The sequence below is a fragment of the Mediterraneibacter sp. 210702-DFI.3.120 genome, from assembly GCF_020561005.1.
GTDB lineage: Bacteria > Bacillota > Clostridia > Lachnospirales > Lachnospiraceae > Mediterraneibacter > Mediterraneibacter faecis.
In genome coordinates this window covers 39,125-52,232 of the sequence record NZ_JAJCNG010000007.1, presented here as the reverse complement: position 1 = coordinate 52,232, position 13,108 = coordinate 39,125, and the positions used below count along the sequence as shown (strand labels likewise).

Annotated in this window: 15 protein-coding genes; 12 read left to right on the top strand and 3 right to left on the bottom strand. The window is 37.7% G+C overall.

The window, feature by feature from the left end:
* Positions 1-83 precede the first annotated feature (83 nt).
* From LI162_RS05385 to LI162_RS05360, 6 genes are all read left to right on the top strand, one after another.
* Complete coding sequence (locus LI162_RS05385; protein ID WP_055148034.1) at positions 84-800, top strand: AAA family ATPase; 717 nt, start codon at positions 84-86, stop codon at positions 798-800.
* Between the two features lie 306 nt (positions 801-1,106).
* Positions 1,107-1,316 carry a hypothetical protein gene (locus LI162_RS05380; protein ID WP_226875928.1) on the top strand — a complete coding sequence of 70 codons (210 nt, stop codon included), beginning with the start codon at positions 1,107-1,109 and terminating at the stop codon, positions 1,314-1,316.
* Positions 1,317-1,407: 91 nt separating this feature from the next.
* Complete coding sequence (locus tag LI162_RS05375) at positions 1,408-1,668, top strand: hypothetical protein (protein WP_070103783.1); 261 nt, start codon at positions 1,408-1,410, stop codon at positions 1,666-1,668.
* Positions 1,604-2,311 carry a reverse transcriptase domain-containing protein gene (locus tag LI162_RS05370; RefSeq protein ID WP_226875927.1) on the top strand — a complete coding sequence of 236 codons (708 nt, stop codon included), beginning with the start codon at positions 1,604-1,606 and terminating at the stop codon, positions 2,309-2,311. Before LI162_RS05375 ends, LI162_RS05370 begins: the two co-directional genes overlap by 65 nt.
* Before the next feature lie 383 nt (positions 2,312-2,694).
* On the top strand, positions 2,695-2,910 hold the full coding sequence (locus LI162_RS05365; protein ID WP_055157821.1) for a hypothetical protein: 216 nt from the start codon (positions 2,695-2,697) through the stop codon (positions 2,908-2,910).
* A gap of 18 nt (positions 2,911-2,928) precedes the next feature.
* On the top strand, positions 2,929-3,345 hold the full coding sequence (locus tag LI162_RS05360; RefSeq protein WP_055157819.1) for a hypothetical protein: 417 nt from the start codon (positions 2,929-2,931) through the stop codon (positions 3,343-3,345).
* A 51-nt stretch (positions 3,346-3,396) separates the two neighbouring features.
* Here LI162_RS05360 and LI162_RS05355 read toward each other — a convergent pair whose 3' ends face one another.
* Positions 3,397-3,912: a helix-turn-helix domain-containing protein gene (locus tag LI162_RS05355; protein ID WP_044920599.1), complete on the bottom strand. Its 516-nt coding sequence runs from the start codon at positions 3,910-3,912 to the stop codon at positions 3,397-3,399.
* A 179-nt stretch (positions 3,913-4,091) separates the two neighbouring features.
* Here LI162_RS05355 and LI162_RS05350 point away from each other — a divergent pair, with 179 nt between their 5' ends.
* The gene (locus LI162_RS05350) at positions 4,092-4,712 is read left to right on the top strand and encodes a hypothetical protein (protein ID WP_155204536.1); all 621 of its coding nucleotides are present in this window, start codon (positions 4,092-4,094) and stop codon (positions 4,710-4,712) included.
* Between the two features lie 165 nt (positions 4,713-4,877).
* Here LI162_RS05350 and LI162_RS05345 read toward each other — a convergent pair whose 3' ends face one another.
* Complete coding sequence (locus LI162_RS05345) at positions 4,878-5,084, bottom strand: hypothetical protein (RefSeq protein WP_155204534.1); 207 nt, start codon at positions 5,082-5,084, stop codon at positions 4,878-4,880.
* A gap of 597 nt (positions 5,085-5,681) precedes the next feature.
* Between LI162_RS05345 and LI162_RS05340 the strand changes: the two genes are divergently transcribed.
* Together LI162_RS05340 and LI162_RS05335 are read left to right on the top strand one after the other, a co-directional pair.
* Positions 5,682-6,449 (top strand): MarR family transcriptional regulator, encoded by a 768-nt coding sequence (locus tag LI162_RS05340; RefSeq protein WP_227155943.1) that lies wholly within the window; start codon positions 5,682-5,684, stop codon positions 6,447-6,449.
* A complete protein-coding gene (locus tag LI162_RS05335; RefSeq protein ID WP_055157811.1) occupies positions 6,449-7,216 on the top strand; it encodes a hypothetical protein in 768 nt (255 codons plus the stop codon). Before LI162_RS05340 ends, LI162_RS05335 begins: the two co-directional genes overlap by 1 nt.
* 132 nt (positions 7,217-7,348) lie before the next feature.
* Here LI162_RS05335 and LI162_RS05330 read toward each other — a convergent pair whose 3' ends face one another.
* Positions 7,349-8,056: a LytTR family transcriptional regulator DNA-binding domain-containing protein gene (locus LI162_RS05330; RefSeq protein WP_226901320.1), complete on the bottom strand. Its 708-nt coding sequence runs from the start codon at positions 8,054-8,056 to the stop codon at positions 7,349-7,351.
* A gap of 269 nt (positions 8,057-8,325) precedes the next feature.
* Between LI162_RS05330 and LI162_RS05325 the strand changes: the two genes are divergently transcribed.
* From LI162_RS05325 to LI162_RS05315, 3 genes are read left to right on the top strand one after another with little or no spacing between them, the layout of a single operon-like run.
* A complete protein-coding gene (locus LI162_RS05325; RefSeq protein WP_227155940.1) occupies positions 8,326-8,499 on the top strand; it encodes a hypothetical protein in 174 nt (57 codons plus the stop codon).
* Complete coding sequence (locus LI162_RS05320) at positions 8,454-10,463, top strand: hypothetical protein (RefSeq protein ID WP_227155938.1); 2,010 nt, start codon at positions 8,454-8,456, stop codon at positions 10,461-10,463. The genes LI162_RS05325 and LI162_RS05320 overlap by 46 nt, the downstream gene beginning before the upstream one ends.
* Positions 10,435-13,107, top strand: a complete 2,673-nt coding sequence (locus LI162_RS05315) for a hypothetical protein (protein WP_227155936.1) — start codon at positions 10,435-10,437, stop codon at positions 13,105-13,107. Before LI162_RS05320 ends, LI162_RS05315 begins: the two co-directional genes overlap by 29 nt.
* The last annotated feature ends 1 nt before the right edge of the window (position 13,108 follow it).

The window sequence follows — 13,108 nt, the reverse complement described above, 5'->3', positions numbered from 1 at the left end:
GCATCCAGAAATTCCAGTTGACCGAGTTCTTTAGAACGAAGGATTGGTGGATTAGAAAGTGTCTTTTACAGGAAGGTGATTAGATGAATGATCAATTCTTACAAGGGGTAATATTCGATTGGAATAGAATTGATAACGATAGTTATTTAAAGAGAATCGAGGCTTTTAAGGGGATTGAAAAACTTGATTTTAACAAACCAATTACTTTTTTTGTAGGGGAAAATGGCAGCGGTAAATCAACTTTATTGGAAGCACTTGCCGTAGCACATGGTTTTAATCCTGAGGGTGGAACGAAGAATTATGTTTTTTCTACGCATGATACACATTCAGAGTTGTGTGATGCGATAAGAATTGTCAAAGGTTATCGGAAGGAAAAGTGGGGATATTTTCTTAGGGCAGAAAGCTTTTATAATGTTGCAACGCAGGAAGAAGAATATGCAGATATTACACATCCTTCCGCTAAATATCATGAAAAATCACATGGAGAGAGTTTTCTTGCATTAGCACAGAATAATATGAATCCAAATGGATTGTATCTTTTTGACGAGCCGGAAGCTGCATTATCGCCGCAGAGACAGCTTACATTGTTGATGCAAATATACAGATGTGCAAAAGAGGGAGCACAGTTTATTATAGTTACGCATTCGCCAATTTTGTTAGGAATACCAGATGCAGATATCTATTGTTTTGATAATGGACGCATACATCTGTGCGAATATGAGGATACAGAGAGTTACCAGGTAACAGAAATGTTTATAAATAATAGGCAGATGCTGTTGGATAGATTATTAACAGATTAGATAATAAAGAAATCGATAAATTCAAGTTTTTCAATTTGCCCTTTGAGAGAGGAGAAATCCTTTTCTCAAAGGGCTTTTTCTATTTCGTGTGTCCAGCGAAGCTGGACCACACTTGCCGGTGAAAGTCCGGTCACGGTAATCGCCAGTGAGCCGTGTAGCTAAACTCGGTGCGTTGTAGTAATACAGGGTGCTAAGCGAGTGGATAAAGTAACCTCGACAAGAGGAGCGAGCAATCATGCAGGCCGTAACATTAAGTGAATTCTGCCGTATCGCTAAAAAGGTCTCTGATAGGAGAGCAAAGAGAAGTTGAGCCCTGGGTATATGGGCGAAAATCATGGAACGTGTGAAGAAACTGGAAAGCAGCACGGAAGAATCTCTCGGTATAGAGGAAGCGGTATGTATGAAAAGTGTGGTTCGGAACTGGAGAGACCCTACCCATCACCAAAAGGTAAAAAGAAAGCGTATAAGCTTGGCGAAATCGTATTTCTGATGGGAGGGAGTCGGAGAGGAACATAGTACCGATAATGACTGTGCAAGAAAACGCAGTTTATGGGAAGGTTCCTTACTTCATTCAAGTTTGTAGAGAGGGTAAGAGTGAGAGAATGTCATGCAGACTAATAACTCCAAAGAAAAAGTTCGACAACTTCAAAACAAACTATATCTGACAGCCAAGAAATGTGACAGCCGAAGATTTCATGCACTGTACGATAAGGTGTATCGGGATGATGTACTTTTCGAGGCATGGAAACGGGTAAAAGCTAACAAAGGTTCCAGTGGTGTAGAGGGAATCAGAATCGAAGATATTGAAGCTGATAAGACAATGGTTAGTATCAGGAGTATTATACGGAAATGTACTGACAATCTCTGAACCGGGAACAAGCCAAGGTTCAGTTATATCTCCGTTATTGGCAAACATCTACTTAAATACACTGGACAGACTGTGGGAAAAGTATGGACTTACTCACGGTATTCTTGTAAGGTACGCAGATGATACAGTAATCATCTGCAAGAATAAGAAAAGTGCAAATCACGCACTGAACTTATTGCAGTACATCATGACAAAACTGGATTTAAAGCTACACCCAGTAAAAACAAAGATTGTCAGCATGTGGAACGGAAAAGAGGAATTTGACTTTCTTGGAATGCACCACAGAAGAATGACAACGGAAACAAGCAAAGGACAATTGTATAAAGAAACTTATCAGTATCCGAGCAGGAAAGCTATGAGGAAAATGAAAGTAGAAATTAAAAGAAATGTAAACAGTCGAAGTCTGCTGATTGCAAAGGAAGAGGATTTAATAAAGAATCTAAATCCGAAAATCACAGGTTGGAAGAATTATTATTCCACCAAAACAAATGAAAAATGGATGCAGGCATTGGACTGGTACATTATCTGTACCTTTACAAGATGGTATAACAAGAAACACCAAAGGCGTAAACATATGTCAAGAATGGGATTTGTTAGAAATAGCATTTACGAAAAAGGATTAAAGAAAATGGCTAGAGCATGACGTAATGCTGTAGAAAGAAGAATGTTGGAAAGCCGTGTGAGGGAGAACCTCATGCAGGTTTGATGAGGGGCGGATGAAATTTCTCATCCGCCTACTCTACCCTCGAAAATTGAGAATTACATATGTTTAATTCTTTGTATTAGGTATATATTTTGAAAAGTTATCCGGTTATACTGACAATATCAAAAGGCAGAACTGTTAGAATGAGGTGAGCAGATGGATACAGCACAGCGAATAAGGTTAATTCGGATGATTGAAAAAATAGAGAAGAACCCAGAATTCAGTAGTAAAATCGGTGTGAGAAATACATCTGAGTTTATATCAAGTAAACAATCAAAAAAATGAATGATTCAAATCATAACAGGAGTCAGAAGGAGTAGAATATGTTATCGTTACTATTTGCTATATGCATAATCTGGTTTATTGGAAAATTTTTTATATTTGGTGTAAAAGCATCCTGGGGAATCTTAAAGCTGCTCTGTACAGTTGTATTTTTCCCGGTGATTTTGATAGGAATGGTTGTTGGTGGACTGATTTATATTGCATTTCCGCTATTGATCGTAGGTGGAATCATTGCACTTATAACATCTAATTCATAAAAATTCGGAGGGGATATTATGGGATATGATATAGAAAAAGAAAAACGAGAAGCGATTGAAGCAGGACAACGAGCGTTAAGTAGTCTTCGGATAGCAAAAGAAAACCTGAACAGTGCAAAAAATTGGGGCTTGGTGGATATGTTTGGCGGTGGATTCTTTTCTACGATGTTGAAACACTCCAAGATGGATCAGGCCAGACAAAATATGGAACAGGCGAAATATGATCTTCGTAATTTTAGTAGGGAATTAAATGATGTGAACATGGCTTGTAATTTGAACATCAATACTGGAGACTTCTTATCCTTTGCAGATTACTTCTTTGATGGATTTGTTGTGGATTGGATGGTGCAGGATCGAATCAATAATGCCAGACATCAGGTGGAAGAAGCTATCCGCAGAACGGAATACATCATAAACCAGTTACAGCATATGTAAAGGAAAGAGGCAGTGGACCATAAATAGGTTCGCTGCCTTGTTTTTTCATACTTATTTTTGTTTCTTTTTTTCTTCTCTGAGCAATTCGATGTTTAGTCCCTGCTCTCCGGCTGTTTTATCAACCCAGAGATTCAGAGAATCTATTGCCAGAGAAATCTCATCCAGTTTGTTACTGATAAAAGCAAAATCCTTGATCTCATCATCGCTGATCTTACCGTCACGGGCAATCTGGATCAGACGTGTGGTAAGAGGATTAATCTCATTCAGACTGGCAATGGTTTCCAGGATTATATTGGATAAGTCAGAAACTTCGACTTCCGGGACATAACGATGACCGATTTCGCATTTATGAGAGCAGTAATAATTGCAGAGATCTGGTCGCCCGTAAGCGTCTGCCATCTGGATAATATCGTAAGGTGTAGGTTCCTGCATTTCATATTCAAATTTTTCAATTTTAGAATCAGAAACAGCAGTCATTTTTTCGCTGGCTTCTGATCTGGTAAGACCGGCTTCTTCCCGACAAATCTGATAAATTGTCTTATTTTCTCTTGTAGATTGTTTCCCCATGAGAATAACCTCCCCGTATATCGCCGAACATGAGGATTATCAGGTGTTAAGTCCACATGCTGTGCGTGTATTTCCTCTATGAATTTTATTATACTTGAAGCATCAGTAAACAACAAGAGATATTAGACCTCGCAAAATGTGGAATCTATTATGAAATGAAAGAGGAGGAGAATTTGATTATGGCAGTAGTAACAGAAGCATTTGATATTCCAATGGATATCATGACAAAATTGGCAACTGGAGAATATCGCAGACTCGGTGGAGTTGTTCGAGTTGCAATTGGTCCAAATAAAGGGCAGATTGTAAAGCACTTGGATCCAATAAAAATTGAACAAGTAGCACAAAACAAAAATGTTGTAACTAAGGTGATTGAATTTTCAAAGAAAAATAGGAAAGTGATTATTATCGGAACAGCTGTTGCAGGGACAATTGTAGCAGGAAATTTTGTTCATCAAAAAATTAAAAACAGAGAACCGAAGGTAATGAAGAGATATCATGCAGCTTTAAGATCCTATATTGAAGATATTCGAAATGGTGAACTAAGTATGAAATCTATCAATCGCCTAATGGATGCTTTAGAAGAGCTGAAACAAGATAAAAGATATGAAATGTTGAAGATTGAATTGACTACCGAAGAATTGGATGTACTGGTAAATCGTATTTATGAATACACTGTTAAATTAGCCAGTGATAATGCAGTAGAATTAACTGATGATGAGAAAAAATCTTCTGACAATTCAATTCTGAATTTACAGAGATATTTAAAGACGCAAAAACGTATATTTAAAAGTGTTGCATAAACCCAAAGATAGCAGGGGTTTTTATACCCCATCTATTGATATACACTGTAACCATCAAAGAAGATTAAATCATAAAATTCAAAGAAATGGAGGAGTTGGCAATGAAAGGTTTTAACACTGTTGATGGTTACATGGGATTGGTAGATGGTAAATATATCTTGTTTGCTAGTGAATCCGATTACTATGAATACATGAACGATTAAAGGAGGAGCTGCTATGAAACCCATCCATGTAAAACTCTTTTCGCAGGATGCTTCGACCGGATTCATCTACAATCTTTTTCCCGGTTTTTTCATTGTGTTCAAACAGAAGATAATTGATAGCAGCTGAGTAATTTGCATTTCTGCTTTTAATGTGTTTTACGATTGCCATTCATACCACCTGCCAGTTTCAGTACTTCTTTGGTGCCATAGTCCTCCTTCCTTTTTGATAAGACATCCTGGATATGCGATTACACTTTTTAACCGGCTGTCCCTTCCAGTTATAGTTATATAAAGTGCTGCCACTATCTTTGATAGAGAGCCTACAGATATCTTTGATGTCTGTACGAGGGTATGGGGAATCGGAATCCCCATCAAGAGACTTACCCGGAGGTATGCCGTAGCCATAAAATGGCGATACGGTAATACCTGGGTGGATCTTGCTCTAATCTACGAACCCTCTTACATATACAAAAGATGGAGGGGGAAAATACAGGGTGTGAGAGAAAAGAATTTTAGAAAAATCAAAATAACTCAAAAACTTGACTTTTAACATTGTCAAAGTTAAAATGAAAGAAAATGAGTTAAAAGGAGAACGAGAAATATGTTTACAAGCGTATTCGGGATTTCTATAAAATATGAAGCATGGAATCATCAGGATTCTTTGCCTGTTTATATTGCAGGGAGTTATGATTTTCATACAGCATATATTGGAAACAGACGCTGTATAATGCTTGCTCCAACAGAAGAACTTGCCACACTTCCGGCATTGAAAAAACAAATTGTAAAAATACAGCAGATTGATAATGTGCCAGTTGTATTTGAACTTACAACGGTATCAAATTATCGAAGAAAAAGCCTTATAGAAAATAATATACCGTTTATTACTGATAAGCAAGTCTTTCTTCCTTTCATTGGGACAATGCTTTCTGATGAAAAAGAACCCCAAAAGCTGACGGGTAAGTTTGTTTACTCCACGCAGCAGTTGTTTTTATTTTATCTGTACAGTAAGAAAAAACGATTGTATATTTCAGAAGCCGGAAAAGTGCTTCCATTTACAGCAATGACCCTGACCAGAGCAGTAAAACAGTTGGAAGCGACGGATTTATTTCTTGTAGCAAAAGACGGTGTCAATAAGTTTATTGAGTCAAAATATAAGCGAGATGAATTATTTAAAAAAGCAAAAGTATATTTGACGACTCCTGTTCGAAAAACAGGATATATAGATAAGACGCAAGTTACAGAAAATATGGTCTTTGCAGGGGAAACGGCACTTTCTGAAAAAACAATGCTAAATCCAAGTCGAGTTGTTACCTATGCAATTAGTGAGAAAGATTATGATAAAACCTTGCTGACTGATGAATTGATAGACCCGGATAAACAGATAAGACTTGAATTATGGGCATACAACCCGAAACAATTTTCAGAGGATAACAGTGCTGATGATATTTCCATTGTTTTGTCTTTTGCAGATACAAACGATGAGAGAATTGAAGAGGCAGTAGATGAATTACAGGAAAGAAGGTTGAAGGAGTAATGGTCAGCGGATTTACAAAATTTAAGGAAAGATTTCAGGGCTTTGAAAATCAATATGTCATCATCGGTGGGACAGCGTGTGATTTGATTATGGAAAACGAAGAATTACCGTTTCGTGCTACAAAAGATGTAGATATTGTACTGATTGTTGAATCCATAACAGCGGAGTTTGGCAGGCAGTTTTGGGAGTATGTCAAAGAAGCAGGATATGAGCATTTGAATAAAAGTACCGGAAATGCACAGTTTTATCGTTTCACATCTCCGAAAAGCAAAGAATATCCATATATGATAGAAATATTTTCCAAAAATCCAGATTTTATTATATTGGAAGATGATGCAGTTCTCACACCGCTTCCGATAGACGATGAAATCTCCAGCTTGTCGGCAATCCTTCTAAATGAAGCGTATTATGAATTGCTAAAAACTGGACAAATGATGGTTGAAGGCATTCCGGTATTAAGTCCGACTTGCCTGATACCATTTAAGGCGAAAGCGTGGCTGGATTTAAAAGAACGCAAGTTGAATGGAGAGCAGGTTGACAGCAAAAATATAAAGAAACATAAAAACGATGTGTTCCGATTAGCACAGTTAATCACAGTCAATACAAGGCAAGTTCTCAGTTCGGAAATAGCAGAGGATATGAAAAAGTTCTTATCTGAAATAGCTGATGAAACAGTGGATTTAAAATCATTAGGCATTAGAGGGACGGATAAACAAAAAATTATAGATATGTTGTACCTGTGCTACAATTTGAACGATAATACATAATTTTTCTCTAAAGTCAAAAAAATTGCATATCAGAGACTGTGATTTCAGGATGTAAAGAATACATTTTGAAATCACAGCCTTTTTCTTTACAGAAAAATAGTTTTGTAATCGTATGCGCCAAATAGCAGAAAGCTAAGACGGAATCAACACACATGCACAATATCCCGGAGCTGGTTGAAAACAGTAGATGGTCAGAGTCTTGTCGATTTCCGGACTATAATCATGCAGGATATGTTTATTGCCGTTTAACGCTACATCTGCATAAGTGACAAGCCATTTTTTATCCCCGTTTTCAAAGACTTCATAAAAAGAACGATTCAACATTTCTGAAACGGGAACGCCCTCAACAACAGTCATTTCATCATTACAGTAACGGAATACAAAGTCTACACCATGTCCCTCCGCATCAAATACAAGTTCAATAATACAAAAAGCAAGTGGCATATCATTGAGAAAGCTACAGTGATCAAATAATTGAAGAGAGCTGTCTTCTGAAACCTCCGAAAGGTTCTGCGTATTTAAACCAAGTTCCTTACGGATCTGTTTGTGCTGACTCAGATTACGTTTTCTCCCTTGAAAGACAGCACCATCCGTCATTGTATAAAGTCCTTCGTCAGATATATGAACAATTTGATTTTTTCGAAGAACAATGCCCTTTGAGATATTTAGAAAATCTTCTTCCGGCAAGTAAAGCATAAGTTCTTTTATCGGGATTGTAGTCGTAATGCTTTCTCCCGAGGAAAGCGTAATGATTGTGTGAGGATTCTGTCTGGTAAGGTAAAAAATATCTGAACTTTTGATATTCTTTCGTTCGAAATATAGTGGAACATTATAACGCATATGAGACCTTCCTTTATTGTGATAATTTTATATTACTATAGTTGTTTTGAAAATACAATAGAAATAATTAAAATGCAATAATCAATGAAAATAAAATGCACTTTAATTGAGCTTCACAACAATTTATCTAAGAAACATTAAATAAAAGCGCAGATTTGAGCAAAAAAGATTGCTGATTAACCGTGTGAGCGGTATTATAAAAAGGTATAAATAATGATACAAAACGAATCATCAGGCAGAGACAGGAATAAGGAAGGAGCGGGATGCGGATGAAAAGAAGAATTTCGAAAAGGATTATTGCAATTGGAATAAGCCTTTGCGTAGCATTTTCGATTATGCCTTTATCGGTAAGTGCAGAAGCAGAGACTGCTGCACCGGCAGTTAAACAAAATAATCTATGGGTGAGTACCGGAAAACATTTGTCAATCGTATTTACACAGTAGGGTTGACTACTTGTGGATCAGCACTTGTCAGAATTGCCGGAGCGACAGAGAGTGAAGGATTTCAGAAAGTAGCTTCATTTGTTAATAAATGGATTTGTGGAGGCAATAACACTGGACAGACACTGGCAGAAATTCAGGCTCTTTGTAATGAGATACTTAATGAAGTTAAGATCGTTGATCAACATCTTAAAGAGTATGATGCAGAAATAGAGAATACACTTCAGAAAATACAGTACACAGAAGCGAAAAATGAGCTGAATCAGCAATGGTCTAAAGATATAGATGTATATGAAACTGCCGGAAATGTAGGAAATACATTGAGCGCCTACGAAGATTATATGAAAGCCGCGCAACTGTATATGGATGGTAAGACGGATATAAATGCTGTCGAAAAGAGTAAGCAAAAGCTTTATGACAATTTTATTGAGGTTTATAAAGCGGCTGGAAATAGCTTTGAAAATCCAACCGATGAGAAAAAAAAGGACGCTATATTTTGTAATGACACGATAGATGGTGTATTCAAAAGATCGATTTGGAGTATGATCAATGCGTTGAATAAGCCAAGTGATGAGAAAAATTATGCGGATGCTGCGGCACAATTTGCATATAGGGCTTATGGATTTTCTGGTGATCAATATAATTACATAGTTTCAAGTATTGATAAACAATTTATGGAAATCATTAAGATGGAGATGATGTATCAGGAATTTATTGCACAGCGTGGTGATTATTTTGAAGAGAAATATCCAGATGATGAAAGTAAATGGGAGAGCTATGCTGCATGGACGAATGATTTAAATAAGTTGAATGAAGATGTTGCCAAAGCTATGGATACTATGCTTGACAGAGAAATATTAGTTTCGGATTCAACGGTTGGTTCGATTCGGATGAAATTGGATGAATTTGTAAAGCCAGAAGACATGGTATCTGTACGTATGAAAAATGAAAATTACCATGAGAAATTAACAGGCGAGTTCTATGAGAATGAGCAACCGATTATCGATGCGTTTAACGAAGGTTATCTTTACCTTATTGAGGAGTATGGTTGGAAATCCAATGCTGATGTAATTACGCCGTTTGTTAATTTTCACAGAATTGCTGTGCCGACACCTAAAACGGAGGAGAATCCATCGGGAATAGATATTTATTATATTTTCGATACATCACAGCCACACGATGCGGAAGAGGATTGGGCTTGGAATTCAGACGATTCTGTTCCTGAAAATTTGCGGTTTTATCAATTTGAAGAGAAAATAGATCTTACTTTGGCGAGAGATCAACATATTCCATCTTGTGATTTTATTAATTTAACAAAAGAAAATTATAGCGATGGGCAGAATCAATTTAGTTGCGCGAAAAATACGGCGGAATTTCAGAGCTTATTCGCTACAGGACTATTCAGTGCATTATCAAGTATACCTGGTGATTATCTGAGTGAATACCTGCTTACAAAAAAAGATACAAAAACATATATTGCTTTATCGGATTATGATTTTGATTATCATGATGCATGGGCGACAAGCTATACGATTTTCCATGTGGTTGATACAACAGGACAGTATCCGGGAAGCAGTCTTGAAAGTTCTACTTTAAGTGCAGAAAAAATTCAACCGGATAAATCAGCGGGGGCATATTCGGCATATACCGTTATATTAAAGAACCGCCCACAAGAAGATGGTTATTATAAGACGAAAGTTGATGTTGCTACGAATGGAGTCGGAGATACAGAGTTAGAAATGGTTCAGGAAGATGGGACAACATGTCAGGGAAATATTGTTCCTTCAGGAAAAGAGGTAACACTTCGGTTTAAGGCGGAAGGTACAACTGTTCTGGAATCCCTTACATTGCAGAGACATAACAATACAGAAAATCCATCAGAAGTAACTTCGGAAGAAACGTTGTTGACAAAAGACCAGATCGCGACATTGAGTCCGGATGAAGAAGGATATTACATTATACTATAATGCAGTCTGCAAGGAACATTCCTATGACAATGGATTCTGTACGAAATGTGGTGGATATCAGCCGGCAGATTATAATGAATCTACAGGCAGTTATGAGATTGGTAATGGTGGACAGATGTTTTGGTTTGCCGCTCTTGTAAATGGGGACGGTGAACATACACAGATTCAGGAAGCAAAGCCAGATGCACATGGAGCGCTGGTATCTGACATTTCACTTAAGAATCCGGCGGATGAAAACTATGAATGGAAACCAATCGGAGAATTCAAAGGAATTTTCGACGGACAGAATCATACGATTTCTGATTTCAGTATGACGAAAGTAAATGATCAGTCAATAGGCTTTTTCCAGAACCTTATGAGTGACCCGAACGAGACAGACGAGGCAAAGAAAGCGACGCTTAAGAACTTTACACTGAATGGAACAATCGTTACAACAGCAGAGGCGGCAAGTGCAGTAGGTGGTGTTGTAGGAACAACTTCCGACAGTGTGATCAGGCGGGTGAATTCAAATGTAAATATTGGAAGTGGATTGATATACTATATCGGCGGAATTGTCGGAGAGATCAATGCAGCAACTTCTATAGAGGAGAGTACATATTCAGGTAAGATCGTACTGGATTATAGTTTCTACGGAGTCGGTGGAATTGTAGGTTTTGTAACTGATGATGATACATATGCAGGCAGCACAAAAATCAAGGATTGTGCAAATTACGGATTGATCACATATTATAAAGTGGAAAATCACGGAGGACGTGGTTACAGCGGTGGAATCACCGGACAGGTTGCATTGGGTGAAGAGGATTTCATTCTTTCTGATTGTTACAATTATGGCAGTGTGCTTGCTGAAGAGTGGAAGGAAATCTATGGTGCAATTTCCGGATACTGTGCGGCGAAGAAAGATGGAATCAAGAATAATTATTATCTCGATACACTTCCGGTAAAAGGTTTCCTAGGAGAAGCTGAGATTGCGAATGATGAAGAACTGGCAAAGGCAAAGACAGCAGAACAGTTCAAGAGTGGTGAAGAGGCATATCTTTTAAATAACGAGGTGACAGACGGCTCTCAAGTATGGTATCAGAATATTGATAATGGAGAAACTCCGGATGCTTATCCGGTTCTGGATGATACACATGGCACAGTCTATCGTTGGGAAGATGGAACCTATTCGAATTATGAGAAAGAACCTGTAGAAGAAACTTACGAGATTCGTACATTTAAAGAATTTAAAGAAATTCCGGAAATTGTTAAGAAGAACAATCGTGCAAACTTCAAACTGATGAACACAATTTTCGGAGACGGTGAAACAATGACAGAATCAATCGGTTCAGCAGACAATCCGTATAATGGTACATTTGACGGACAAGGATATTATGTCTACCGATTCGATATCAAATCATCCGATGGAAATGCAGCACTTTTTGATACGATCGGTGCACGGGGAAGTGTAAAGAATTTCGGAGCTTTTTATCAAAACATTGAAGGAGAGAAAGCAGCAGGTCTTGCGATTGTCAATTATGGATTGATTGATGAGTGTATCAGTGGATCAAATCTCAGCGGTTCATTTACTGATCAACTTACGAAGGAGCCTAAAAATTTGACGGAGACAACTACATTTGTTAAGGGCACATCAATGGCAGGAGGCGTTGCAGTTGAGAATAAAGGTGTGATTCGAAATACTGCGAACTATGCAAAGGCAACAGCAAGTGCATCAGATGGAATTGTTGGAGGAATTGCAGTAGTAAACAGCGGAACGATTGAGAACTGTATGAGTATAGGCACTCTGTCAACAAAGGAAAATGGAATTGCCGGAGGAATTGTTGGAAAGCTGGATAAAAATGGTTCCATTCAAATTGCATATAGTGCACAAACTGCGATAGAAGGTGGGACAACCGGAGCAGTATTTGGCGCAAAAGAAGAAACAGCAGGAGCTGTAAATAACACATATTACCAGGATACCTTATCAGGAAACGAAGAACAGGGAACAGCGAAAACAGCGGCTGAGATGAAGAGCAATGCTTTTAAAGAGGAATTGAATACTCTGGTAGCAGGCAATGAAGAATTGTGTAGTTGGACATGGAATTCAACAAAGAATCAGGGGTATCCAAGAATCTTATCTTCGCTTATTACGGAAGTTGAATTAGTGAACGCATCAAGAGGACTTACCGTAAAAGGTATGATGCATAAAGATACGAAACTTCAGTTGAACGAGCTTGACAAGAAGAATGACATTTATCAGGCATTTAAGAAATATGCACAGAAGACAGATAAGCAGGTTCTTTATTCAGCAGAACCGACGTTGGTATATGAAGATGGACAGCCGTCTGCATACGAAGGAAATCTGAATGTAAAACTGGATTTGTCAAAGTATCGAGGAAAAGGATATAAGGTTCTTGTTTATCGAAATAATCAGATCGAAGAGCTTGAAATTGATAAACAGATGATCGCCTCAAAAGATGTAGAAGAGATGGTTCCGTTTGCTGTACTGGCTGAAAAGAGTGAGATCTCCAAAGCAGTTGATCATATTAAGGATACAGTAAAAACAGGAGATAACAGCAGTGTGATTCTTTTGTTTTGTATTGTTGTTGTGGCAGGTAGTGTAGCAGGTGGAGTTATTTACTGGAGAAAAAAGAAAGCAAAAAAATAAG